The sequence below is a fragment of the Ciceribacter sp. L1K23 genome, assembly GCF_018122705.1.
Lineage (GTDB): Bacteria > Pseudomonadota > Alphaproteobacteria > Rhizobiales > Rhizobiaceae > Allorhizobium.
The window spans coordinates 618,421-644,297 of record NZ_JAGRRC010000002.1 but is presented as its reverse complement, the minus strand read 5'-3'; the positions used below and the strand labels follow the sequence as shown (position 1 = coordinate 644,297).

The window sequence follows — 25,877 nt, the reverse complement described above, 5'->3', positions numbered from 1 at the left end:
GAGGGGTTATGACACTCGACACCTCCATCGTTGCGATAACCGATGAACCGCCGTTTTATAGGCGTATGTTCCGCATGCTGCTGGCCGACAAGTTCGCCCTCTGCGCAGCGGTTTTCCTGCTGCTGGTCATATTGATGGCGTTGATCGGTCCCAGCTGGTTAGGGGATATCGCCACCAAGCAGAACCTGCGCGGTCGGAATGCTGCGCCTTTCGACTTTGAGAAGGCATGGGTTTGGTGGATGGGTGCGGATGCGCTCGGACGCCCGCTGCTTGCACGCATCATCGTCGCGACGCAGAACACGATCATGGTGGCAGCCGGCGCGGTATTGATATCCTCTGTAGTGGGAACCGTGCTTGGACTGATTGCCGGCTTTTCTTCGCCGCGCGTCAATCAGGTCATCATGCGTCTGGCTGATGTCATCATGTCCTTCCCGTCGCTGCTGATCGCTGTCATCGTGCTCTACATTCTCGGATCTTCGATCCTGAACCTGATGATGGTACTGGCGATCACCCGCATCCCCGTCTATCTGCGCACAACACGGGCCGAGGTGCTGGAAATTCGCGAGCGCATGTTCGTCCAGGCTGCGCGTGTCATGGGCGCGTCCAGCAAGCGCATCCTGTTTCGCCACATCCTTCCGGTGGTCCTCCCGACGCTTACAACGCTTGCCACCCTCGACTTTGCCTATGTGATGCTGGCGGAGAGCGCACTGTCTTTCCTCGGTATCGGCATCCAGCCACCGGAGATCACGTGGGGTCTCATGATCAGCCAGGGTCGGCAATACCTGACCAATGCATGGTGGCTTTCCTTCTGGCCGGGGCTTGCGATCATCCTGACGACGATGTCGCTGAACCTGCTCTCGAACTGGATGCGGATTGCGCTGGATCCGGTGCAGCGCTGGCGTCTGGAAATGAAAGGGGCCAAGAATGGCTGAGCATCTGCTTGAGGTCCGCAACCTCTCGGTCGAGTTCCACACAGCTGGCGGCGTCGTGAAGGCCGTGCGCGACATGTCCTATCATCTCGACCGGGGCGAGACTCTCGCGATCCTGGGTGAAAGCGGTTCGGGCAAGTCCGTGTCGTCTTCGGCGATCATGAACCTCATCGATATGCCGCCAGGGCGTATCAGTGGCGGCGAAATCCTGCTTGACGGCGTCGATCTGCTGACGATGCCGCTGTCAGAACGTCGAGAGATCAACGGACGCCGCATTGCCATGATCTTCCAGGATCCGCTCAGCCACCTGAACCCGGTCTATACCGTCGGATGGCAGGTTCGCGAGGCGCTGACAACGCACGGAACCGACGCCGCCAGTGCTCAGGCCGAGGCGCTGCGGCTTCTCGGTCGCGTCGGTATTCCGGACCCGGAGCATGCGCTGGCCAAATATCCGCATGAGTTTTCCGGCGGTCAGCGTCAGCGCGTCATGATCGCGATGGCGCTTGCACTTCGGCCCGATCTGCTGATCGCGGATGAGCCGACCACTGCTCTCGACGTCACCGTGCAGGCCGAAGTGCTGGCGCTTCTCAAGGAGTTGCAGCGCGAGACCGGAATGGCCGTCCTCATCATCACGCATGATCTCGGCGTCGTCGCCGAGATCGCGGACCGTGTCGTGGTGATGGAGAAAGGCGTTCTGGTCGAGGCCGGCACGGTGCGCGAGCTCTACAAGAACCCGCAGCATCCCTACACGAAGAAGCTCATCGCGGCGGCCCCTGGCAAGGGCGAGATGCATGAGCCGCTAAAACGCCACGAACCGGTCTTGAGCGTGCGGGACATCCGCAAGAACTACGGTGCGTTTGCGGCTCTGAAGGGTGTTTCTTTCGATCTCCTTGCCGGAGAGACTCTTGCCGTGGTCGGGGAAAGTGGATCGGGCAAGTCGACACTCGCCCGCGTATTGCTGCGGCTTGATGAACCGGATTCCGGTTCTGCGCAGTGGAAGGGCAGGGACCTTTTCCAATTGTCGGCCGCTGAACTCTACAAGCTCAGGCGCGATCTGCAGATGGTCTTCCAGGACCCGACACAATCGCTCAATCCGCGCATGACGGTCTACCAGCTGATTTCGGAAGCATGGGCCATCCATCCCGACATCCTTCCCAAAGCCAGGTGGCGCGAGCGCGTCGCCGAACTGCTGACCCAGGTCGGGCTTGGACCGGAGCATATGGGACGTTACCCGCACCAATTTTCGGGTGGCCAGCGCCAGCGCATCGCGATTGCCCGGGCACTCGCGCTCGAGCCGCAGCTGATCATCTGCGACGAGGCAGTATCGGCACTCGACGTGTCGGTGCAGGCGCAGGTCATCGCGCTTCTCGACAAACTACGGAAGGAAATGGGCATCGCCTTCATCTTCATCGCGCATGACCTGCCCGTGGTGCGCGACTTTGCCGACCATGTGATGGTCATGCAGAAGGGCGAGGTCGTCGAGCTCGGCACTGTGCGCGAGATATTCGAGACACCGCAGAAGCCCTATACGCAGGCGCTGCTCGCCGCCGGTCTCGATCCAGATCCGGACGTTCAGGCCCAAAACCGTGCGAACCGGTTGAGCCGGGCGTCCTGACAACAAGAATACCGGAGAACATCACATGTCAAAAAAGGCCTTCGTCGCGCTTGTTACCTGCTTCAACGAGGACGAGACGATCAACTACGAGGCGACGCGCGCGCAGGTCCGCCGTCAGGTCGCGGCCGGCAACAACATCATGTGCGCCGGCACCAACGGTGACTTCACCGCGCTGACTTTCGAGGAGAAGGTGAAGTTGGCGGAGGCTGTGGTCGACGAAGTCGGCGGCAAGGTCGACGTGATCGTCAATGCCGGAATGCCGGCGACCTTCGAGACGATCAAGCTTGCGAAGGAGTTCGACCGGATCGGCGTCTCCGCCATCGCGGTCATCACGCCCTTTTTCATCGCCTGCACCCAGGACGGCCTTGTCAGGCATTTCTCGACGGTTGCTGACGCCGTGAAAACGCCGATCTATCTCTACGATATCCCCGCACGCACGCAGAACCATATCGAGCCTGAGACCGCGCGCAAGCTCGCTGCCCACGGCAATATCGCCGGGATCAAGGACAGCGGCGGGGCGAAAGAAACGCTGGAGGCCTATCTCGGCGTCTCGCGCGAAATGCCAGGATTTCATGTCTATTCCGGCCCCGACCACCTGGTGCTCTGGGCGCTGCAGAATGGAGCGGCCGGCTGCATCTCCGGTCTCGGCAATGCCCTTCCGGAAGTCTTGGCGGGCATTCTCAAGGGATACAACAGCGGTGATATCCCGGAAGCCGAGCGGCAGCAGGCGATCTTTACGGCGTTCCGCACGGATCTTTATGCGCTAGGCTTCGCACCGGCCATGGTCAAGCGGGCACTCTATCTTCAGGATGTATCAGTAGGTGCAAGTCGCCAGCCCGCCCTGTTGCCTGATCCGGAGCAGGATGCCAGGATTGGCGATATCCTGCGTCGCTACGGTCTGGTTCCGGTGGTGTGAGCGGGTCGCTGGCCTCCCGCTCTCAGTCCGGATGTCCATTCTAGACGTGGCTTGCAAGCTGCATGACATCCAGCGCCGAGCGGGTGACGAAGTCGGCGCCAATACGATTGAAGGCCTTAGGAGAGGCGATAACCGCTGGACCGCCTACAGCGATCTTCATGTTACGGGTTGGGCGACTTGTCTGTACCCGGTGGATCGCTTCTGAACATTCCAGGACTTCGTCAACGCGGCCGACTGAAATGCCAAGAAGATTGTACGGCCTGTTCGATAGCCGCATATAAAGACTGTCGCCGATCTCGAGGTCGGAGCCGCCGTCGACCGTCCAGCCCATATCGCGGAAGCATGACGCAACGATCGATATACCGATCGTGTGCATGGCGCCCGATGTCCTTGCCAACAGGACACGTCTGTTCTCCTTGGCGTCGACCGGCGGATTGATGCCGAGATGGGAGACGTGGTTCACAATCATGCTCAGCCGGGTAGATGCCACCGCGACCTGCATGAAATCGGCTTCGTCGGTGCACCACAGATCACCCAGGCGAGCTGCGACCGGTGCAAATAGGTGGACTGCAAGAGTTGGAACCGGAATCGACGCCTGGAGAAGCTCCTCAATGAAGCTTCTTTGATTGCGGGGGTCAGCGTCGACCAGACAGTTCAACAGGCTGTCGCGATAATCGAGCGCCCGCTCAGTGCCCGGCATCTGCCGGGCAACAGGGTGAAGCTCCGGATTCATGATCAGATCGTGCTCGTGGACGATAGCAACATCACGAGCCCCCGCAGACAGCTCCGCGTGGTTGGATCCAACCTTGTTTGGCACCGAACGACGTATCGCTTTCTCAAGCAAGTTGTGGTCGCTCGAACTCAACTGGGCTCCGGTCCCAGCGCCCGCCGACGACTCAGATCGCCCGGCAGCTTTTTCGCTCAGGGACCGCTTTGGGTCTGCTGTTTCTTTATCGGCCATGTCCCCCTCCCGAAGATAGGCCTAAGGAGCTTTGCCCCTTTTATGACGAACATACTGCATCATGACGTTTCCGCAAATTCTTTAATATCTGCGGGTGCGCCCAACCGGCTCCTATCGATCCTCCGGTCGTTGTAACGCCGAAAGGCCCTTCTGCTTCCCACCAAGACCATGGCGTCCATGGCCATGGCGCGCCCGTGGCCGTGGTAATGTTGAAAGAACCAACTGCTCTATGTGACGTGAGGTCAAGCCGGCTGCGTCGTACATCTGTTCGGGCGAGCCCTGGGCGATGAAGATGTCGGGGAGCGTCATGGTGCGTACGCAACACCGACCGTCCAACATTCCTCTGCCTGCGAGATGATGAAGAACGAGCGACCCAAACCCGCCTGTCGCCCCCTCCTCGATCGTGATCAGCAGGCGATGATTTGAAAACAGGTCTTCTATAAGCTCGGTGTCGAGCGGTTTGGCAAAGCGCGCGTCGGCTACGGTGGCCGAAATGCCGTGCGCAGCCAATGTCCGGCGAGCGGAAAGACAGTGCGACAGGCGCGTTCCGAACGACAGGAGGGCTACCGTTGATCCATGTTCGACGATCCGCCCCTTGCCGATCGGGAGGACTACGCCGCGTGGCGGCAATGCTATGCCAGCGCCTTCGCCGCGCGGATAACGAAATGCGATCGGTCCTTTATCGTGTGCGGCCGCGGTCGCGATCATATGCACCAGTTCGGCCTCGTCGCTCGCTGCCATCACCGTGAAACCCGGAAGGTTCGCGAGATAGCCGATATCGAACGAACCGGCATGCGTGGGGCCGTCAGCGCCGACCAGGCCCGCCCGGTCTATCGCGAAACGGACGGGGAGGCCCTGCAGCGCCACATCATGGACGATCTGGTCATAGGCCCTTTGCAGGAATGTCGAGTAGATCGCACAGAATGGCTTCAGGCCGCTCGCGGCCAGGCCGGCTGCGAAGGTGACTGCGTGCTGTTCGGCTATTCCCACATCGAAGGAGCGATCAGGGAAGGCGCGCGAGAAAACGTCTATGCCGGTGCCTGCCGCCATCGCTGCGGTAATCGCGACGATACGCGGGTCGCGTTCGGCTTCGGCAACCAGCGCCGTCGCGAAAACCTTTGTGAATGTCGGTGCCTTGGCGACACCCTTTTCCTGGATGCCCGTCGCGATATCGAACCGATTGACGCCGTGGTATTTGTCCTCGGAGGCTTCGGCGTGGACATATCCTGCGCCCTTCCTGGTCACAGCGTGCACGAGGATCGGACCCTGGCCGTCGCTCTTCAGGTGGCGCAGCGTTGCAAGCAGACCCTTCAGGTCGTGACCGTCAATCGGTCCGTGATAGGTGAAGCCCATGTGCTCGAAGAGGTTCGACACGCTACCGTCGAGATATTCAGTTGCGTCTTCAAGCCGCCCTGAAAGTTTAGCAAGGTGCGAGGACAGCGCTCCGGTCGGAGGGGAGATAGACATGGCGTTGTCGTTGAGGATGACGAAGACCCGTTTCCCCAACGCACCCGCATTGTTGATCGCCTCGAACGCCATGCCGGCGGACATAGCGCCATCGCCGATCACGCATACGACGTCACCCACATCCGCTCCCAGGTCGCGGCCGACGGCGAAACCGAGGCCGGCGGAGATGGACGTCGACGAATGGGCGGCGCCGAAGGCGTCGTAGATGCTCTCGGCGCGGCGCGTGAAACCTGAGGGACCGTCCTGTTTGCGCAGCGTGCGCATTCTTTCGCGTCGGCCGGTCAAGACCTTATGCGGATAGCATTGATGACTAACGTCCCAGATCAGCTTGTCGCGGGGTGTGTCGAACACCGTGTGAATGGCGATGGTGAGTTCGACCACGCCAAGGCTTGATCCTAGATGACCGCCTGTCTGCGACACAATGCTCAAGGTTTCGGATCGGAGTTCATCGGCCAGATGGACGAGTTCGTCGTCACTCATCGCCCGGAGATCGGATGGATCGCGTATGCCATCGAGAATCGGGGTTGCGACCGACGCGGATATCAAGCCCATGTTTTCCTCCCGCCCTGACGCTTCCCGGTTGTCGCTGCCGGGCTGTCGAATCTATCGACCTGCACCCAGGTGTCGGGAATGGAAAGTCATCTTCCGGTAAATCGGGCGATGTGTAAACTTTTTTTTACACATCGCCCGATTTGTATTGTCACGGGTCAAGCTTTTGGCCTTGACCAGGCTCATTGCGGCTCGCTGAACTGCTTCAGGTAGGCAATCACGTCGGCGACCTCCTTGTCGGTCTTCAGGCCGGCAAATGCCATCTTGGTCCCCTTCACGAGGCCGCGCGGGTCGGGCAGATACGCGGCCAGAAGTGCCTCATCCCAAACCTTGCCGGCGCCGAAATCGACCATGGCCTTGGAATACTTGAAGCCCTCCACGGTGCCGGGCTGCCGGCCGATCACGCCCTTCAGGGACGGGCCGACCTTGGCCTTGTCGGTGTCCACGTTGTGACAGGCCATACATTTGTTGAAGACAGTCTTGCCGGCGGCGGCGTCTCCCTCCTGGGCAAGAGTGAGTGTCGGCGCCAATACAACGGCCATGCTGAATGCGAATGCGAAAAACTTCGACATTGGTTACCTCCCGTAACGAAGCTGCGGATAAAAAAGTAGTGCCGCCGAACGGGCGATCAAGAAGGTGTTCGAGCACTCTGTGCAACGATCTTGTTCCGCCGACGTTGCGCGATAGCCGACGATGTGTAGTGTCGGGCGTCGTTCCCAATCACAGGAGCAGGTCATGGCCGCTGTCACCTTTATCGTCATTGTTCTTATCGCGGCCTCGAGTGGCGCGGTGTTCAAGCCGGGCCAATGGTACGAAACCTTGCGCAAGCCATCCTGGACGCCGCCAAAATGGGCGTTCCCGGTGGTATGGTCGCTTCTCTACGCTGGCATCGCCTACGCCGGTTGGAGCGTATGGACGCTGGCGGGCTGGTCTCTGCCGCTCGCTTTCTGGTGCGCTCAGATCGTGTTCAATGCCATGTGGTCCTGGCTGTTCTTTGGACTTCGCCGTATGGATCTGGCGCTTGCAGATATCGCGCTGCTGTGGATCTCCATCCTCGGATTCATCGTGACCGCGTGGCCGGTTTCCGTCATCAGCGCACTTTTGTTTATTCCCTACATTGCCTGGGTCAGCACCGCTGGCATGTTGAATTATACCGTGTTGCGGCTGAACACGCAGCCGATCGATGGGCGTGCGTGACAGGATATCGAGGCCGTGCGCGACAAGCGATCCGGCGAGCAAAATGAGTATCGCGCGCGGATCATCGCCACGCAGAGCCATCCCGACGGCCAGCAGTAGGAAGGTTCCCGAACAGGCGTTGGCGGCGAGAGAACGGAAGCGACGCCCTGGCTCATGGGAGAGCAATGACAGCACGAGGGTTTCAGCCCACAGGATCGCGACCGCGATCGCGCTGATCCAGCCCGAGGCGAGTAACTCGGTCAATAGTTTCATTGTTGACCCGCCGTGATGCCGAGCAACTGGCCGATATCCTTGAAAAACACCCTGACATGCGCAAGCGGGTCGCGCCGTACGATCTTCTTGTTGATGTAGGATTCCCAGGTCAACCGCTGGACATCTGGGTCCGCGCACATGGCAACAAATTTTTCCCGCATCCGGTCACTGCGGTACCAGACCGCTTGCATGATGCCGAGGATCAGGAAAACCCGTCCGTGCGCTCGCATGAAGATGCGGCGGGCCTGCCGCAGGGAAGATGCCTTGCCGGTTCTCAGACAGGTATCGACCGCGTCGGCGCAGAGTTTCCCGCACAGCATGGCGTAGTGGATGCCTTCGCCCGATGACGGCGCGACCGTGCCGGCCGCGTCTCCGGCCAGAACGACATTCCGGCCATTGTCCCAGCGCCGCATCGGTTTGAGCGGCAGCGGTGCGCCTTCTCGGCGGATGGTCCGGCAACTAGCCAGGCCTGCCGCTCGCCGCAAATCCGCCGTTGCCTGCCGCAGGTTATGCCCCTTGACAGCCGAACCGCAGCCGACCGACATCGTGGTGCCGTGCGGAAAGACCCAGCCGTAGAAGTCCGGAGAAATCCGTCCGTCATAGACCACATCGCATTGATCGGTGGCGCAGGGGGTTGTCTCCGTTTCCCGCGGGCTTTCAATGATTTCGTGATAGGCAAACACATAGGGAGGACGTTTTGCGCGCGGAAACATCAGTCGCCTGACGGCCGAATTTGCGCCGTCCGCGCCGATCAACATTCGGGCGCGAAGTTGCAAATTCTGTGACGATGCATCACCATCGTTCTGCGAAAATGTCATTTGCAACGTGCCATCTTTGCCTTCTTCGACCGAGATGAGCTTTCCATTCAACCGTCTCGCACCGGCATGTTCGGCTCGTTCACGCAGATAAGGGTCGAACGTGGCGCGATCCACCATTCCGACAAAGCCGATATTGCCGATCCGCATCTCGACTGCTCGTCCCGAGGGGGCAATCACGCGCGCTGCATTTGCCTTCGCCACCAACATGTCTTCGGAAATGCCAAAGTCCTTGAGGGTTCTCGACGGAATGGCGCCGCCGCATGGTTTGATGCGGTTGCCGGGATCGACGAGAAGAACACTGCGGCCAACCGTTGCAAGTCTTTCCGCGGCGATTGCGCCGCTTGGACCACCGCCAATCACGGCGACGTCGAACATTTCCGGAAACATCGGTTCTGCCGGACGCTGTTGGTTTCGACGAATTTGCGTTTCCATTCGGTCACTCCGCCGGCTGCAGTAAGGGTGAGCAGGATTGCGGTGCGTCGGTCGATGCCGACCGGTTGCCGATAGCCAATGCGAGGCCCGCCGACGCCATGAAAAGGATCGCTTCGAAACCGAATACCGTTGCAAAGGCATGTCCGTCTGTCATCGCGAGACCGCGACCGAGATCCAAGGCAAAACTTCCGAACAGACCGCCAAGACCAAATGCAAGGGCCTGAGCCGCGCCCCAGGCACCGATCCGCATCCCCGCATTGGCGTGCGCGCCGGCTGCGGCAAGCGACATCATCGTGCCAATGGCAGCGACTGAAAACATACCATTGGCGAGGCCGAGCAAAAACACATTGTAGGGCAGCGGCCAGTTCGGCGCGATTGTTGCGGCGATACAGAGAAATGCAAGCGCGCCGGCAGAGCCCAGACAGCCGATGATGATGAAGAGCCTCGGGAGATTGGCAACTCGTTTGCCAAACACAATGCCTGCCAGACCGAAGGCTGCCATGCCAAGAAGGACGCCCCCATGCTGTAGTCCCGAGAGCTGGGTCGATTGGCCTGGCGTCATGCCGAAGAGCAGGCCGGCAAACGGTTCGAGAATGAGGTCCTGCGTCGAGAAGGCGAACATCGACAGAAAGATGAACAGGGTTAGTATCCGCGCCTGCCGATCGCCCCACACGTCGCGCAGGCTGTCACGGAAGCGCTGGGGCGGCATGGACTGATCCGGAGCGGCTGCCACCATCGGTTTTTGTTCGATGCCTCTGACCGCAAGCCAGGCAACAAGTAACGCGATGATCCCCGTTGCTGCAGTCACCGTCACCAGCCGGCCATGGGAATAGGGCTCCAAAGCTATTCCGGTGGCGATCGAAGTGACGATGATACCAAAGATCATCATCATCCAGGTGATCGTTGCCGCCGCCGCGCGACGTTCGGTCGCCGTGCGGGTTGCGAGAAGCGCGAGCAGGGAGGTGCCGCTTGCCCCGATGCCCATGCCGATCATCACATATGCGAGGACGGCGATCACAAAACCCAGGTTTGGATGCTCAGCAAAGAGGTAGGTTGTCGACGAGGCGAGGGTGCCCGCGAGTGCCAGTGTGCCCAAGCCAGCGAGAATCCAGACCGTGCGCGAGCCGCCGGTGTCGGACCGGTGCCCCCACATCGGACGGCTTAGCTGTACCGCGTAGTGTATGCCGACGAGTAAGCCCGGCACGACAGCCGCAAGACCGAGTTCAACGATCATGACGCGGTTCAGCGTCGAGTTGGTCAACACCACGATCGATGCAAGGGCTGCCTGTACGATACCAAGGCGTCCAATATCGATCCAGCTCAACCCTGACCGTATCGCTTTGTTCGCTTCGATTGCCGGTCGAGGGTGAGACATCGGCGAGTCCTTCAACCCAGAGAATTGACGAGTGCGAGATGGCGGAGACCGAACGCCGCCACCATCATGCCGCTGACGTAGAGGCCTACGCCGATCGACGAGTACCAGACGGCGCGTCCGACGGGATCGCGAAGGAAGCGGATCATGCACACGACCTGTATCGCCAGCAGGAGACAGAGGCCCGCGGCGTGGTAGGCAAGGTTCTCATGTGCCAGCAAGCCGATAACGCCGATCTGCGGCAGTGCCATGACAATGCAGGCGATCAAGGCTGCATTTCTGGCTCCATGCAGAACCGGAAGTGTGGCGATGTTCATTTCCCGGTCGCCGCGCATGGACTTGAAGTCGTTGAGTGTCAGAATGCCGTGTGCTCCGAGACCGTAAAGCAGGGCAATCGCAAGATTGTCAGCATCCGGAACAAGGCCGGTCATCGCGGTGGTCGCCGTAATCCAGGGAAGTGTTTCGTAGCTCAGGCCTACAACCCCGTTGCCGATCCAGCCGTTCTGCTTGAAGCGGAAAGGCGGTGCGCTGTAGGCCCATGCGAAGACGAGGCCGATCAGGGATGCGATAAGCACAAAAGGGCCAAGCAGCGCCGCGACAAGTGCCGACAATATCGACATCAGAATGGCGATGTACAGACCCCAGCGACCCGGCACGCGTCCCGATGGGATGACGCGGTGCGGCTCGTTGATCGCATCGACATGACGATCGAACCAGTCGTTGACAGCCTGGCTTGTGCCGCAGAGTAGCGGGCCGGCGAGAACGATGCCGGCGACAGCCGGAACTGCGGCTGATCCGAAGTCCTGTCCGGATGCAATCGCCCCACAAGCATAGGCCCACATCGGGGGAAACCATGTGATCGGCTTCAGCAATGCGATCACCGCCGGAAAGCTCGGCCAGTCATGTTGCTGAGTCTCTGCGCGGGTGATCTCCATGTTCCGAATGCTAGGCCCGCTCCTCGCCATGTGTCAACAAAAATTGACACTCCGTTGACGACGCGCGATGTCCCGCGATGAAATTCCGCCGGAAACCTTCGGTGATTTGTCTGGGTTCAGTTTGCCGGACGGTAGTCTTCGAGCCCGTGACGGCGGAGCTTTATGTAAAGGCTCTGGCGGGAAAGGCCGAGAATCTCCGCGGCGGACGCGCGGTTGTTGTTCGTCTGATCCAGGGCGGCCTCGATGCAGATCTTTTCGATCACGTCGAGGGATTCTCTCATCAGTTCCTTCAGCGGAACTTTTCCGACGAGGTTGGCAAAACCATCCGCCTGTTCGGGGGCGCCGGGTGACGGAATCGACAATCGCTCGCCTGCGTTTGCTTGGGCAACGATGACCATTTGCGTCTGGCTGGTATCGGGATTGCGCCGCGCTGAAATCAGCACCGGACGTTCTCCGGCCAGATTGTCGGTCAGCGTGGATGAAAAGCCTCGCACGTTCTGTTCTTCCGCAAGGCGGGAATAAAGCACATGGATGTCCAGCGACGACTTGGAGAACCAGGTCGCGATATTGCGTCCCAATACCTGCGCCAGCGATGGTGCGTGAACGAGATCCAGGAAAAGCGCGTTGGCTGCAACCACCTGTCCCTGACCATTGGTCTGCACGGCGGCCTCCGGAAATCCGGAAAGGTCCACCGTCGTCGGCTCCGTCTTCTCGATATGCTGACGCCGGGTTTCGGCCACATCCGCTGTAGACCAGGCTGAGACGATCAGGTTGGTAACGCCGTTCTCCCTGTAGGAGCGCAAGGTCAATGAGACCGGCTCGCCATTCGCCGTCTTCAGCGTGTCGAGTTGCACCGGGTCAGGGCTGTGGCGTGCTTCTGCGATCGCGTCGCTCAGCAGATCGCGGTCCTGCTTTCTAAAGAGGTCGCGGAAGGGTTTGCTGACCATGCTTGCGTTGCCGGTGCCCAGCAGCGCGATCGCCGCGGCATTGGCATCCAGGACGCTCTTTCGCTCGCCGTCGATCATCAGGTGAGCGATACTGGAAACCCGGAAGGCCGTGCGGTAGCGGGCTTCAGCCTCCTGGAGTTCCCGGTAGTCCGCCTCCAGTGCCATCTGCGTTTCGACCAGCCGCTGCTGGTCGCGCATCTGCTGGCGCAGGTCGCGCCCGACCACCAGTGTGTAGGGGAAATCATCCGAGGAGAAGGCGGAGTAGACAACCGGCAGGTCCGGCCTGCCGTCGCAACTGTGGTTGACCTGATAGCCGCGCGAATGCCGCTCCCGGTCGAGGCCGGATAGCATTGAGTCGATTTTCGGCACGGATTCAATGGTGACGATATCCTGCAGGCGTCGCCCGACCGATGTCGCCAAGCCGCAACTTCCAATTTCCGGATCGGATAGGTGAATGCTCGCGACCTTGCCGGTCTTGTCGACCAACATCACGATGTCGGCGCCAAGTCCGACGAGGGCACCGATGGATTCGATGTCGAGAGATTTCAGCAGGCTGACTGCTATCTCGAACCCAAGTGTCGCGTTCTTGCCGTTGAGAGGCTTCATCGCGTCAGCCAATCGATTCCACTGGCATTTACAGCAGTCCTCCGAGGCGATCCTCTTGCCTGCCGGCTGATCGCTTCCAACTCGTAGAACCTTTCGCAGATTCTAGCGGCGGAGTAAACGCTGTCACAAATGCAGTCAATCCCCAAACTGACAAGAAAATCAACGGAATCCAGGGCCGCAATGCCTCCGGCGATGATCGGCGGCCGACGATCTCTCTGGGTGGATCGGACGGCTGCCACAAGGTCATGGAACTCGCTGCGCAGGCGTTGGTTGCTCCATCCGATGCAGACAATATCTGCATGGTCGAGCGCTGATCGCAGCCTCGGACTCCTCAGGTCCGCGCCTTCCACGATCCGTGTCGACCATCCCATCGCATCAAACAGCAGGCCCAGGAGATACGGCATCAGCGTATGCTGTTCTCCGTAGGGTGTTGCCAGCACCACGAAGGGAAGGTTGGCGTCTCCGTGCAAGCTTCGGAATTCAAAGGATAGTAGCCTGATGATATCCTGCAGGCGCGCGACCGCGACTGTTACGTCGACAAAGTCGCAATCATCCCCTTCCCACCGCCGCCCCAGCTCCCGTGTCACCGCCTCTATGAACAGAACTTTGGCGAAATCGGGCTGGTCGGCAGGAAGTTCCGTTCGCAAAAAATCGAGCAGGATCGGAGTGCGAACCCCCGGGCTGGTGACAAGTGGGCAAAACGCATCGATAGCACGAGCGTAGCGGCTGTCGTGCTCCAGTCCCATGTCGTACCGCGCTGCCAGTCTGTCGGCGGTCATAGGCGCCACCGTTCCCTGAATGAAGCTCTGTAGCGTTTCCCGTTCGCGCGTCAGTAAGTACCCTGCCAAACCTAGCCGGGCAAGTGATCCATTGGATGTAGGTTTGCTCACTGCGGCCGATGCTGACGGCAGTGGACATGCTGTGTCGTCGCTTAAGGTCGTGTCCATAGTGCCCGCGCGGAACGCCTCCCTCACCGAGCCTGACATATGTGGCGCGCGGTGCTGACGTGGCGAGGCCATGATGCACATGTGCGAGCCTCTATAGCATGCCGGGTCAATGCGATTATGTAAATAAAAATTTACGTCAATCTAGGTTGACACTCTTGCGATCGCGAGACTACTCTTTCCCATCCCGATGAGCCCTGCGGGACGACTCCGGGAGAAGGAACGAACGTAATGGGCAATATCTACCAGCCGACCACAGGTAACGTCCTCTACACAAGTGAAGAGCGCACTCGACGCGATCGTAGCGTCTGGACCAAAGTCCAGGCCGTGCTTGCGCCGGTTCAGTTCCTCGTCTTCTTGGTCAGTCTGGCCCTTATTCTCAACTACCTCGCGACAGGCGCCGGGCAATCGGTCGCTGAATTCTCCGTCGTGGTCAAAACACTCACCCTCTATGCGATCATGGTGACTGGCTCGATCTGGGAGAAGGAAGTCTTTGGTCGGTATCTCTTCGCTCGGCCGTTCTTCTGGGAAGATGTCTTTTCGATCGTCGTTCTGGTCCTGCATACTTTGTATCTCGTTGCGTTGTATCAGGGCGCACTCACCGGCGGGCGATTGATGGCTCTCGCGCTGGCCGCCTACGCGACCTACGTCATCAACGCCGCGCAGTTCGTGTGGAAGCTGCGGATGGCGCGGCGGGAGGCTGCTTCGCTGCGAACCATCGGAGTTGGCGACGTCCGACGCCTTCCTGTTGCCGGGAGTGCGTCATGAACCGGCCCCTGCCATCGGCCTGCGCGACTCCTGCGACCATCCGCGAACGAGGCCAGCATGAGGTTTTCTGCGGCCTGACGTCCATCATATGGCTGCATCGCAAAGTCCAGGACGCGTTCTTCCTGGTGGTCGGATCCCGCACGTGTGCACATCTCATTCAGTCGGCAGCAGGCGTAATGATCTTCGCAGAGCCCAGATTTGCGACCGCCATCATGGAGGAACGCGATCTCGCCGGCATGGCCGACATGCATGATGAACTGGACCAGGTCGTTGCCCGCCTGCTGGAGCGCAGGCCCGATATAAGAATGCTGGTGCTTGTCGGATCCTGCCCGTCGGAGGTGATCAAATTTGATCTCGTTCGGGCCGCCAGCCGACTCAATGCGCAGCACGCACCGCGCCACCGCGTGATTGCCTACTCCGGTAGCGGAATTGAGACGACATTCACGCAGGGCGAGGATAATTTTCTGGCGGCGCTTGTCGAAGACCAGAAATTGCAGACGACAGATCGTTCGGCCGCCAAGCTGGTCGTCGCGGGTTCTCTTGCCGATGTCGTCGAGGATCAGTTTTCCCGGATTTTTTCGGAATTAGGCCTGCCGGATGTTGTCTTCCTGCCGGGACGTCACGCGACCGATGGCTTTGCGATCGGGACTGAGACCCACTACGTCCTCGCGCAACCGTATCTTGGCGCAACCGCGGCCGCACTGGAGTCCTGCGGCGCCAAGCGTATCGACGCGATTTTTCCGCTTGGCGGGGAAGGCACGACCGCCTGGCTTTGGGCTGTCGCCTCTGCATTCGGTGTCGCCCGTGCGCATTTCGATAAGGTGGTCGCACAGCCTCGCAAGCGCGCCCGGCAAGCTATCGCGCACTACCGTCCGACGCTCGAAGGATCGAGGATTTTCCTGTTTCCCGATTCCCAGCTCGAACCGTCGCTTGCCCGGTTTCTGCATAGCGAACTCGGGGCGGAGATCGTCGAGGTCGGCAGTCCTTATCTCCACCGGGAGCATGTTGCCGGGGAACTGGCCCTGCTCCCGCCCGGTGTTTCGATCTCGGAAGGCCAGGATGTCGACATCCAGATCGATCGTTGCCGTGCGGCTGAACCTGATCTGATCGTCTGCGGGCTCGGACTTGCCAATCCGTTCGAGGCCGAGGGACGGACCACCAAATGGTCGATCGAGTTCGCGTTCACGCCGATACAGGGGTACGAGCAGGCGGGAGACCTCGCGGAACTTTTCGCCCGTCCCCTCATACGCAGCCGGCTCCTCGCTGGCCGGGCCGCTTTCCCGGAGGCGGCGCAATGAAGCTCTCGATGTGGACTTACGAGGGACCTCCCCATGTTGGTGCGATGCGGATCGCGGCCTCCATGACCGGCGTCCACTACGTCCTGCATGCGCCGCAGGGGGATACTTACGCCGATCTGCTGTTCACGATGATCGAGCGCCGCCAGTCTCGTCCGCCAGTGACATACACAACATTCCAGGCGCGTGACCTCTCGGGGTCCACGGCCGACATCTTCAAGGCCGCCTGCCGTGACGCGGTGGCCCGGTTCCAACCGGAGGCCCTTCTGGTGGGTGCCTCCTGTACCGCAGAATTGCTGCAGGACGATCCGGCTGGACTGGCGAGAACCCTGGACGTGCCGGTGCCGGTGGTGCCGCTCGAATTGCCGTCCTACCAGAAGAAGGAACACTGGGGCGCCGCAGAGACTTTCTATCGGCTCGTTCGTGCCTTTGCCGGGCAAGTCGCACGGCCGAAGGATATTGCCGCGAACACTTGCAACATTCTCGGCCCGACCTCGCTTGGGTTCCGTTGCGGGGACGATGTTACCGAGATCATGCGGCTGCTCACGAACGAGGGACTGGACGTTCGCGTCGTCGCGCCGCTGGGCGCCAGTCCGGCCGATCTTGCAAGGCTGCCTGAGGCCGCGTTCAACATCGTGCTATATCCGGAAATCGCCGATACCGCCGCGCGCTGGCTGAAGAAGCAACACGGCATGCCGTTCGTCTCCACCGTGCCGATCGGCGTCGGTGCGACCGAGGCATTTCTGGCGGAGGTTCGGGACCTGGCGGGCATTCGCCCGAAGATGGCAGCGGGTGAGGGGAGTTCCGGCCGAGACCGACTCACTTGGTATGCCCGCTCGGTGGACAGCAATTACCTCACCAACAAACGCGTTTTCATCTTTGGCGATGCTACGCACGCGATCGCGGCGGCGCGCATCGCGTCCGAAGAGCTGGGCTTCCGCGTCTGCGGTCTCGGCACCTATATGCGCGAATTTGCTCGCGACGTCCGCGAGGCGGCGGAAAAATATGGGGTCGAACCCCTTGTCAGCGACGATCATCTGGAGATCGAAGCCGCCATCGTCGCCGCCCGGCCGGAGCTCGTGCTCGGAACGCAGATGGAGCGTCACATCGCGAAGCGTCTGCGCGTTCCCTGTGCGGTCATCTCGGCGCCGGTCCATGTTCAGGATTTTCCCGCCCGCTATTCGCCGCAGATGGGTTTCGAAGGCGCGAACGTGATCTTCGACAACTGGGTTCATCCGCTGATGATGGGGCTCGAGGAGCATCTGCTGCAGATGTTTCGCGACGATTTCGAATTCAACGATGGTGCGTCTGCCTCACATCTCCATTCCCATGTGCAGGCTGAGTCCATCGACCTCGAAGAAACATCGCAGCCTGAAACCGCCGATGAACGTCAGGTCTGGACCATCGATGCCGAGAGGGAGCTGAAGAAGGTCCCCTTCTTCGTTCGCGGGAAGGCACGACGCAATACCGAACTCTTTGCCGAGAGCAAAGGCATCCGACCGATCACCGTGGAGACGCTGTATGACGCGAAAGCCCATTTCGCCCGCTGACAGCACCCCGGTTCGGGTGGTGCTGGTAACGCTCGACAACCATATCGCGGCTGCGGTCGATGACGCGCGCCGCGTGCTGGCTCATGACTTGCCGGGACTGACGATGTCCGTCCATGCAGCAACGGATTGGAACGACAATTCTGATAGTCTCGCAGAATGCCGCGCCGCGATCCTGTCGGGCGACATCATCATCGTCTCGATGATCTTCGTCGAAGAGCATGTGAACGCCATTGCCGACGTGCTTGACGCGCGTCACCGCGAATGCGACGCCATGGTGTGCTGCATGTCGGCCGGCACCATCATGAAATATACGACGATGGGCCGTTTCCGCATGAGCGAGGAGCAGAAGGGGCCGCTTGCGCTGCTGAAGAAATTGCGCGGCTCAAGTTCACGAAATGGCCGGGACAGCGGCAAGACGGCCGGCGAGCGCCAGCTCGCGATGCTGCGGCGCTTGCCGCAATTGCTGCGCTTTATCCCGGGAACCGCCCAGGATGTGCGCAACTACTTCCTGACTCTCCAGTATCGCATCGCGGCCTCCGACGAGAATATCGCCAATATGGTCCGGTTGCTGGTCGGCAAGTATGCCAAGGGCGACCGCCGGGGTCTGCAGGGCAAGATCGCCGTTGGCGATCCTGTCGAATACCCGGATGTCGGTCTCTACCACCCGCGGCTGAGGCCGCGGGTCACAACGCAGCTCAAAAACCTGCCGCACGTCAGCGGGGAGCGCGGCACAATCGGCCTTCTCCTGCTTCGGACGTACATCCTCTCCGGCGATACCGGTCATTACGACCGCGTTATCTCGGCACTCGAAACGCGCGGCTTTTCGGTTGTCCCGGTCTTCTGCAGCGGGCTCGATATGCGCTCGGCCATCTCCCGTTACATGGATCCGGCAGAGGGCGGACTGAAGGTCGATGCGCTCTGCTCGCTGACCGGCTTCTCACTTGTGGGCGGGCCGGCCTACAGCGATGCCAGTGCGGCCGCCCGCACGCTTGAGCATCTCGACGTGCCTTATGTCTCCGCCTTCGTGACGGAATTCCAGTCCAAGGAAGGCTGGCAGTCGTCATCGCAAGGGCTGACCCCGATCGAGACGACGCTGATGGTGGCTATCCCGGAGCTCGATGGTGCTACCGGTTCCATGGTCATCGGTGGGCGTTCCGATTGCGGCGGCAAGGCGAAAGCCTGCATCTGCGCCCGCGAGCTTGGCGAATGCCCGTCGGGACGGGCCTGCATGCAGCCGGACGACGAACGCGTCAACCTGCTGGCGGATCGACTGGCTGCGCTGGTCGACCTGCGTCGCAGCACGCGCCGGGAGCGCCGGGTTGCCATTACGATCTTCAACTATCCGCCAAACAGCGGTAGCATAGGCACCGCGGCATTCCTGTCCGTGTTCGAAAGCCTCCACCAGACCATGCTGCGTCTTTCGTCGGAGGGCTATGACGTCTCCGTGCCGGACACAGCCGATCTGTTGCGGGAGATGATTCTGGAAGGGAACTCCGCGCTCTACGGCGCCGAGGCCAATGTTCACGCCGTCATTCCCGCGGACGATCACATCCGTCGCGAACGTCATCTGGGCGAGATCGAGGCGCACTGGGGCACGGCGCCCGGTCGCGTCCTCAGCAATGGCCGTGGCCTCTTCGTCCTTGGTCGCCAGTTCGGAAATGTGTTTGTCGGCATTCAGCCACCCTTCGGCTATGAGGGTGATCCGATGCGGCTGCTGTTTGAAGGCGGTTTCGCGCCGAACCACGCTTTTGCCGCCTACTACAGCTATTTGCGAGAGGTTTTCCGCGCCGACGCCGTTCTGCATTTCGGAACGCATGGTGCGCTGGAATTCATGCCCGGCAAGCAAACGGGTCTCTCCGGCACGTGCTGGCCGGATCGAATCCTTGGCGCCTTGCCGAATTTCTATTTCTATGCGGCCAATAACCCGTCCGAGGGGTCGATTGCCAAACGCCGCTCCGCTGCAACATTGATTTCGTATCTGACGCCGCCGATCACCCAGGCCGGGCTCTACAAAGGGCTGAGCGAACTCAAGGCGAGCCTGGATCGCTACCGGTTGACGCAGCCAGAGTGCGTCGCGGAGCGCGAACGGTTGGTCGCACTCATCCGGATACAGGCCCAGCAACTCGATCTTCTGCCAAAGGGGGTTGGCGACAGCGATTCCGACTTCGTTCGCGACCTTGCCGGTGCGGTGACGGAACTCGAATACGCTTTGATCCCGCATGGCCTGCATGTCGCGGGCAAGGCAATGTCGCGTCAGGAACGGCTTGAGGTACTCTGCCATGTCGCGGCCGGGATGGAGGATGCCCGCTTGTTTGCGGAAAACGCTACTCTTATGCCTGCGCTTGTCGACGGCGACCTAAAGGCTGTAGCGACCGCAGTTCCGGGGGCAACCGAGAGCCAGCAGGCGGCTATCTCCATGCTGTCGGACATGAATACAGGCCTCATGGAAAATTGCGAACTGGACGGCATCCTCAGGGCGCTGGATGGACGGTTCGTCTCGCCATCGCCGTCCGGCGATCTGTTGCGCACGCCCGAACTTCTGCCGACCGGCCGAAATATCCATGGGTTTGACCCCTTCGGCATACCGAGTGCCTTCGCCGTGCAGGACGGCGAGCGGCAGGCGGCGCGGGTGCTGGAACGCTACATGAAGATCGACGGGCGCCTGCCGGAGACCGTGGCTATCGTGCTCTGGGGCACGGACAACCTCAAGACGGGCGGCGCCCCGCTGGCCCAGGCCATGGCGCTTATGGGCGCGCGGCCCAGGCTCGATTCCTACAATCGCGTTTGTGGTGCCGTGCTCATTCCGCTTGAGGAACTGAAGCGCCCCCGCATCGATGCGGTGATGACGCTCTCTGGAATTTTCCGCGACCTGCTGCCGATCCAGGCAAGCATGCTGGCCGAGGCCAGCTATCTCGCGGCCGTCGCTGACGAAACGGTGGAGATGAACTTCATCCGCAAACACGCGCTCGCCTATTGCGAAAGCCATGGTTGCGACATCGAGGCCGCGGCCTATCGCGTGTTCTCAAATGCTGACGGTGCCTATGGCGCCAATGTCAACATGCTGATCGGATCGTCGGCCTGGACGGATGATCAAGAGATCGCGGAAACCTATACCAACCGGAAGAGCTTCGCGATCAACCGCAAGGGCAAGACGAGCAATCAGGCCGAGGTTCTCGATGCCATGCTCGGTGAGGTCGACATGGCCTACCAGAACCTCGACTCCATCGAGATCGGGGTGACCACGATCGAAAACTATTTCGATACGCTGGGCGGTCTTACCAAAGCCGTCAATCGCGCCAAGGGCGGCGCTTCTTTGCCCGTCTTCATTTCGGACCAGACCCAGGGCGAGGGCAAGGTGCGCACCTTGGGCGAGCAGGTCGCGCTCGAAACCCGGACGCGGACACTCAATCCGAAATGGTTCGAGGGCATGCTGAAGCATGGCTATGAAGGCGTGCGCAACATCGAGACACAGGTGACTAACACGCTTGGCTGGTCCGCGACGGTGGGCGATGTCGATCCTTGGGTCTACCAGCAGATGACCGAGACCTTCATGCTGGATCCTGCAATGCGCGACCGGCTCTCGACACTCAATCCCGCCTCAACGTCGCGGCTAGCCGCCCGTCTGATGGAGGCGCACGAACGCAATTACTGGCAGCCCGACGCAGAAACCCTCGCCGCCCTCAAGCTGGCCGGTGAGGAACTGGAAGATCGTCTGGAAGGCCTATTCAGGGAGGCTGCCCAATGAATATCTTTACCCATGCCAAGACAGCGGAACGCGAGGCGCGCCTTGCCGAAAAGCTGCGAGAACGGGCTGATGGAGAAGGAAGTGTTCAGGTCCATCTCGACCCGACCATGGAAATCGACGGTGCAAAGGTCTTCGCCGTCTACGGCAAGGGCGGCATCGGCAAGTCGACGACATCCTCAAATCTTTCGGTGGCGTTCTCCAAGATCGGCAAGCGCGTGCTGCAGATCGGCTGTGACCCCAAGCATGACTCCACCTTCACGCTGACCAAGAGCCTGATCCCCACGGTCATCGACGTGCTCGAGACGGTGAATTTCCACACCGAGGAGATGCGGCCGGAGGACTACATGGTCGAAGGCTACAACGGCGTGCAATGTATCGAGGCGGGCGGGCCGCCGGCCGGGACAGGGTGCGGTGGCTATGTTGTTGGCCAGACCGTCAAGCTGCTGAAAGAACACCACCTTCTTGACGATACCGACGTCGTGATCTTCGACGTTCTCGGCGACGTCGTCTGCGGCGGGTTTGCTTCACCGCTGCAGCATGCCGAACGCGCCGTGGTCGTGGCCGCAAACGACTTCGATTCCATCTTCGCGATGAACCGGATCGTGGCGGCGATCAAAGCCAAGGCGAAGAACTATGATGTACGCCTCGGAGGCGTCATCGCCAACCGGTCGCGCGAGACGGACCAGATCGACCGCTACAACGAGGCGATCGGCCTGAAACGTCTGGCTCATATCCCGGATAGCGATCAGGTCCGTCTCAGCCGGTTGAAAAAGAGCACGCTGTTCGAAATGGGCGACAGCCCGGAGATCGTGGCGATCCAGAATGAATACCTGCAACTGGCCGAGCGTCTTTGGGCAGGGACCCCCGCGCTCGAGGCCGAGCCGATGAAGGACCGGGAAATTTTCGAATTTCTCGGTTTCGAGTGAGGTTCCGATGAGCCAGACGGACTACATGAGGCGGACCGGTGAAATCGAACATTACTTCGATCGCACGGCGCTCGATGCGTGGAAGAGGTTGACCGGGGACCAGCCTGTCAGCGGAATTCGCGCGACGGTTCGCAAGGGTCGCGACGCGATGCGCGCAACGCTGGTCAGCTGGTTGCCGCAGGATCTTTCCGGCTGGCGCATCCTCGATGCCGGCTGCGGATCCGGTGTGCTTTCGATGGAGCTCATGGACCGGGGCGCCGACGTGCTCGGGATTGATCTCTCAGCGCAGATGGTCGCGTTTGCCCGGCAGCGTGCCCTCGATCGCCATCCTTCGGGCAACCGCCCAACTGGCTCGGTTCGCTTTGAAAGCGGCGACATGCTCGATCCGCGCCACGGACACTTCGATGCGATCGTGGCGATGGATGTCCTCATCCACTACCAACCTGCGGAGGCGATGCGCGTGCTCGAAAAGATGGCATCGCGCACATCGCGCAAGCTCGTCTTTACCCTTGCTCCCGGCTCCCGCTTCCTTCGCACCATGCTCGCAGCAGGCCGCGTCTTTCCGCGCGGCAATCGTTCGCCCTCGATCTATCCTGTGGATGTCCGGGCGCTGGTCGGCAATCTCGTCGCAAAGCCGGCGATGTCCTCGTGGTCGGTCGGTCGCTCCGAACGGATTGCCGTCGGTTTCTACACCTCCCAAGCCATCGAGGTAAGCAGCTCATGAGGATCAGCGCCGCAAACCGCAAGATGATCGGGCTCTGGCAGAAGCTGGGGACGCGGTTCATGCCGTTTGCGGATGCGGCCAGCACGGATATGCCGCTGTCGCGTCTTCTGCGGCTGTCGCTTTTCCAGATCTCCGTGGGCTTCGTTCTGGTGCTGCTCAATGGCACGCTGAACCGCGTGCTGATCGTCGAGCTCGGGGTGCGTGTGGATCTGGTGGCGGCGGTCATTGCCATTCCGGTGCTGGCGGCTCCGCTTCGGCTCTTTTTCGGCTACCGTTCGGACACATACAGGTCCGTGCTGGGCTGGCGGCGCGTCCCCTATGTATGGCTCGGAAGCCTGCTGCAGTTCGGTGGCCTTGCGATCATGCCTTTCGCACTCCTGCTCCTGCAGTCGCAGACGGTGGGACCCGAGTGGGCGGGTGCCGTAGGCGCCTGTCTCGCCTTCCTGCTCACAGGGTTTGGCATGCACATGTCGCAGACGGCGGGTCTCGCGCTCGCCAGCGATCTCGTTCCGGCGGACAAGCGGCCGCGCGTGGTTGCCTTGCTCTATGTGATGCTGCTTGTCGGCATGATCGGGGCCTCGGCGTTCTACAGCGTCGCGCTTTCGGACTTCTCCGCCAAGCATCTCATTCAGGTGATCCAGGGGACCGCCGTTTTCACGATCGCCCTCAATGTGGTTGCGATCTGGAAGCAGGAGGCCCGCAACCCAAAATTGACAACGGTCGACCGTGCGTCGGTCGTCGGCTTCCTTGCCGCTCTCGAAACCTATCGCCGCGATCCCGGCACGATGCGCCTGCTGCTCGCCGTCGCAGTCGGCTCGGCCGCCTTTTCGATGCAGGATGTTCTGCTGGAACCCTATGGCGGGGAAATCCTCGGCATGTCCGTCGATCGTACCACGTTGCTGACCGGACTGTGGGCGACGGGTGCCATGATCGGTTTCGCTTGGGCCGCGCACAGCTTGCAACGTGGCGGAGACATGTACCGGATCGCAGCACGCGGACTTTTGATCGGCATCGCCGCGTTCTCGGCGGTTATTCTCGCCGAACCGCTGGAGATGCACGGCCTGTTCTATGCCGGGGCGGGAGGCATCGGCCTCGGTGGCGGATTGTTCGCCGTCGGCACGATGCTGGGCGCGATGGCGATCTCCGGGCGCTCCGACAGCGGTGTCGTCGTCGGCGCCTGGAGTGCCGCGCAAGCAACCGCGATTGGGTGTAGTCTGGTCGTGGCCGGCGTTCTCAAGAACGGCATCAATACGCTGGCTCTCAACGGAAGCCTTGGAGAGGCCATGGTCAGCAGGGCTTCCGGATATATCGTCATCTATTCATTCGAAATCATTCTTCTGTTCGCCTGCCTTGCGGTGATCGGTCCTCTCACGGGACCTCGTTACCGAGGCAACGACCAGGAGGAGATGCGCTTTGGTCTGGCGGAGTTGCCCGGCTGATCGCCGGCACGCGTCACAAATTGGAGGGACAAACATGATCGGATCTCTCGGAGGCAATCTCGATGTAGCCCAGGTGGTGCTCTACGCCTTCTGGATCTTCTTCGCCGGCCTCATCTGGTATCTGAGGCAGGAAGACCGTCGCGAGGGTTATCCCCTCGAGGAGGACGTTACGGGGCGTTTCAACAAAAGTCCCTTCCTGTTCGTCCCTCCCAAGAAGACCTTCGTCTTGCCGCACGGGCAGGGGACGAAAAAGGTGCCCGATTTCGTGCGCGATACGCGGCCGCTCGCCGCCAGGCGCGTCGCTCCGGCCCCGGGCTATCCGATCGAGCCGGTCGGCAACCCTCTTCTGGCGGGCGTCGGGCCGGGATCGTGGGCCGAACGTGCAGAAAAGCCCGACATGACGGCTCATGGCGATGCCCGCATCGTGCCATTGCGCGTGGCGGAGGGATTTGCGATCGCCGAAGGAGAAACGGATCCCCGTGGACTGGCGGTTGTCGCATGCGACCGCCGGCAGGCGGGAACGGTGACGGACGTCTGGGTCGACCGGTCGGAACATCTGATCCGATACTATGAAGTCCAGACCGGCACCGGGGAGGGCGCCCGCACGGTGCTCCTGCCAAACAATTTCGTCGTGGTCCAGGGCGCCAGAGGCGGGGGCCGCCAACTCTACGTGCATGCGATAACCTCCGACCAGTTCGCGGATGTGCCAGCAACGGCCAAGCCCGATACCATCACCCTGCGCGAGGAAGACCAGGTCGCCGCGTATTATGGCGCCGGCCTGCTCTACGCTTTGCGTGAACGGCAGGAGTCGGTGCTGTGAAACAGTTCGTCACACGCGAGCACGAGATCGAGCCCGTACCCGGCCTCCCGGGCGAACTGCCGGAGGGCGAACAAATCCTCTGGCAGGGCCGGCCCTCGGCGGGGCTCGTGGCACGCCATGGCCTGAAGAGCCGCTGGATCGGCGCCTATTTCCTGATCCTCGCCGTCTGGGCCGCGGCATCGGGACTTTCCGATGGCCAGCCAATCGGCGGGATCGTCTTTTCCGTTGCCGTGTTGACGATGCTGGCAGCAATCGTGCTTGGCATGATCGAGTTCTTCGCCTGGGCAGTGGAGCGGACGACGCTTTACACGATCACGAACGAGCGCGTCGTCATGCGCTTTGGCGTGGCGCTGTCCATGAGCCTCAACCTGCCTTTCAACCAAATCAACGCGGTCTCGCTCGGGAAGCTCGGCGGCAAGGCGGGAACGATCGCGATCGGGCTTCGTCCCGGCCAGCGTCTGTCCTGGCTTGTGCAATGGCCGCATGTCCGGGGGTGGCGTTTCGCGGCTCCGGAACCGAGCCTGATCTGCCTGCCGGATGCCGATACCGTCTGCGACATTCTCGCGGTTGCCTATGCTCGCTATGCCAGTGTTCATTCGGGACATCCTCGGCTTGTCGTCACCAACGAACCGATCGAAGCGACCGGTCACGTCGCGGCGGCGGAATAGGG

Annotated in this window: 21 protein-coding genes; 13 read left to right on the top strand and 8 right to left on the bottom strand. The window is 61.0% G+C overall.

Features of this window, described 5'->3' with window-relative positions; translation table 11 throughout:
• Positions 1-8 precede the first annotated feature (8 nt).
• Genes J5J10_RS21970 through J5J10_RS21960 form a run of 3 tightly spaced genes read left to right on the top strand, consistent with a single transcriptional unit; the run spans position 9 to position 3,460 of the window.
• A complete protein-coding gene (locus tag J5J10_RS21970) occupies positions 9-932 on the top strand; it encodes an ABC transporter permease (protein WP_211931754.1) in 924 nt (307 codons plus the stop codon).
• Positions 925-2,544 carry an ABC transporter ATP-binding protein gene (locus J5J10_RS21965; RefSeq protein ID WP_211931753.1) on the top strand — a complete coding sequence of 540 codons (1,620 nt, stop codon included), beginning with the start codon at positions 925-927 and terminating at the stop codon, positions 2,542-2,544. Before J5J10_RS21970 ends, J5J10_RS21965 begins: the two co-directional genes overlap by 8 nt.
• A 25-nt stretch (positions 2,545-2,569) precedes the next feature.
• Positions 2,570-3,460, top strand: coding sequence for a dihydrodipicolinate synthase family protein (locus tag J5J10_RS21960; RefSeq protein WP_211931752.1), 891 nt, complete (start codon positions 2,570-2,572; stop codon positions 3,458-3,460).
• Positions 3,461-3,500: 40 nt separating this feature from the next.
• Here the strand turns inward: J5J10_RS21960 and J5J10_RS21955 are convergent, their stop codons facing one another.
• The 3 genes from J5J10_RS21955 to J5J10_RS21945 form a co-directional block, all read right to left on the bottom strand.
• The gene (locus J5J10_RS21955) at positions 3,501-4,421 is read right to left on the bottom strand and encodes a cobalamin B12-binding domain-containing protein (RefSeq protein WP_249116987.1); all 921 of its coding nucleotides are present in this window, start codon (positions 4,419-4,421) and stop codon (positions 3,501-3,503) included.
• Between the two features lie 111 nt (positions 4,422-4,532).
• Positions 4,533-6,440, bottom strand: a complete 1,908-nt coding sequence (locus J5J10_RS21950; protein ID WP_211931751.1) for a 1-deoxy-D-xylulose-5-phosphate synthase — start codon at positions 6,438-6,440, stop codon at positions 4,533-4,535.
• A 179-nt stretch (positions 6,441-6,619) separates the two neighbouring features.
• Positions 6,620-7,009, bottom strand: a complete 390-nt coding sequence (locus J5J10_RS21945; protein WP_211931750.1) for a cytochrome c family protein — start codon at positions 7,007-7,009, stop codon at positions 6,620-6,622.
• A 163-nt stretch (positions 7,010-7,172) separates the two neighbouring features.
• Between J5J10_RS21945 and J5J10_RS21940 the strand changes: the two genes are divergently transcribed.
• Positions 7,173-7,634, top strand: coding sequence for a TspO/MBR family protein (locus tag J5J10_RS21940; protein WP_211931749.1), 462 nt, complete (start codon positions 7,173-7,175; stop codon positions 7,632-7,634).
• Positions 7,635-7,882: 248 nt separating this feature from the next.
• On the opposite strand, the gene J5J10_RS21935 is transcribed toward J5J10_RS21940, so the two are convergent.
• From J5J10_RS21935 to J5J10_RS21915, 5 genes are all read right to left on the bottom strand, one after another.
• Positions 7,883-9,136, bottom strand: a complete 1,254-nt coding sequence (locus tag J5J10_RS21935) for a geranylgeranyl diphosphate reductase (RefSeq protein WP_249116986.1) — start codon at positions 9,134-9,136, stop codon at positions 7,883-7,885.
• 4 nt (positions 9,137-9,140) lie between these two features.
• Positions 9,141-10,460 carry a BCD family MFS transporter gene (locus J5J10_RS21930; protein ID WP_249116985.1) on the bottom strand — a complete coding sequence of 440 codons (1,320 nt, stop codon included), beginning with the start codon at positions 10,458-10,460 and terminating at the stop codon, positions 9,141-9,143.
• 62 nt (positions 10,461-10,522) lie between these two features.
• Positions 10,523-11,443 (bottom strand): chlorophyll synthase ChlG, encoded by a 921-nt coding sequence (gene chlG / locus J5J10_RS21925; protein WP_211931747.1) that lies wholly within the window; start codon positions 11,441-11,443, stop codon positions 10,523-10,525.
• Positions 11,444-11,559: 116 nt separating this feature from the next.
• A complete protein-coding gene (gene ppsR, locus J5J10_RS21920) occupies positions 11,560-12,996 on the bottom strand; it encodes a transcriptional regulator PpsR (protein ID WP_211931746.1) in 1,437 nt (478 codons plus the stop codon).
• Positions 12,993-13,775, bottom strand: a complete 783-nt coding sequence (locus J5J10_RS21915) for a cobalamin-binding protein (protein ID WP_211931745.1) — start codon at positions 13,773-13,775, stop codon at positions 12,993-12,995. Before J5J10_RS21915 ends, ppsR begins: the two co-directional genes overlap by 4 nt.
• 396 nt (positions 13,776-14,171) lie before the next feature.
• Between J5J10_RS21915 and bchF the strand changes: the two genes are divergently transcribed.
• Genes bchF through puhB form a run of 9 tightly spaced genes read left to right on the top strand, consistent with a single transcriptional unit; the run spans position 14,172 to position 25,875 of the window.
• On the top strand, positions 14,172-14,708 hold the full coding sequence (bchF, locus tag J5J10_RS21910) for a 2-vinyl bacteriochlorophyllide hydratase (protein WP_211931744.1): 537 nt from the start codon (positions 14,172-14,174) through the stop codon (positions 14,706-14,708).
• On the top strand, positions 14,705-16,006 hold the full coding sequence (locus J5J10_RS21905) for a ferredoxin:protochlorophyllide reductase (ATP-dependent) subunit N (protein ID WP_211931743.1): 1,302 nt from the start codon (positions 14,705-14,707) through the stop codon (positions 16,004-16,006). Before bchF ends, J5J10_RS21905 begins: the two co-directional genes overlap by 4 nt.
• The gene (bchB, locus tag J5J10_RS21900; protein WP_211931742.1) at positions 16,003-17,553 is read left to right on the top strand and encodes a ferredoxin:protochlorophyllide reductase (ATP-dependent) subunit B; all 1,551 of its coding nucleotides are present in this window, start codon (positions 16,003-16,005) and stop codon (positions 17,551-17,553) included. The genes J5J10_RS21905 and bchB overlap by 4 nt, the downstream gene beginning before the upstream one ends.
• Complete coding sequence (locus tag J5J10_RS21895) at positions 17,525-21,298, top strand: magnesium chelatase subunit H (protein ID WP_211931741.1); 3,774 nt, start codon at positions 17,525-17,527, stop codon at positions 21,296-21,298. The genes bchB and J5J10_RS21895 overlap by 29 nt, the downstream gene beginning before the upstream one ends.
• Complete coding sequence (gene bchL, locus J5J10_RS21890) at positions 21,295-22,224, top strand: ferredoxin:protochlorophyllide reductase (ATP-dependent) iron-sulfur ATP-binding protein (protein ID WP_249116984.1); 930 nt, start codon at positions 21,295-21,297, stop codon at positions 22,222-22,224. Before J5J10_RS21895 ends, bchL begins: the two co-directional genes overlap by 4 nt.
• A 7-nt stretch (positions 22,225-22,231) precedes the next feature.
• Positions 22,232-22,948 carry a magnesium protoporphyrin IX methyltransferase gene (bchM, locus tag J5J10_RS21885; protein WP_211931740.1) on the top strand — a complete coding sequence of 239 codons (717 nt, stop codon included), beginning with the start codon at positions 22,232-22,234 and terminating at the stop codon, positions 22,946-22,948.
• Positions 22,945-24,387 carry a BCD family MFS transporter gene (locus tag J5J10_RS21880; protein WP_211931739.1) on the top strand — a complete coding sequence of 481 codons (1,443 nt, stop codon included), beginning with the start codon at positions 22,945-22,947 and terminating at the stop codon, positions 24,385-24,387. The genes bchM and J5J10_RS21880 overlap by 4 nt, the downstream gene beginning before the upstream one ends.
• Before the next feature lie 34 nt (positions 24,388-24,421).
• Complete coding sequence (gene puhA, locus J5J10_RS21875; protein WP_211931738.1) at positions 24,422-25,207, top strand: photosynthetic reaction center subunit H; 786 nt, start codon at positions 24,422-24,424, stop codon at positions 25,205-25,207.
• On the top strand, positions 25,204-25,875 hold the full coding sequence (gene puhB / locus J5J10_RS21870; protein WP_211931737.1) for a photosynthetic complex putative assembly protein PuhB: 672 nt from the start codon (positions 25,204-25,206) through the stop codon (positions 25,873-25,875). Before puhA ends, puhB begins: the two co-directional genes overlap by 4 nt.
• Positions 25,876-25,877 lie beyond the last annotated feature (2 nt).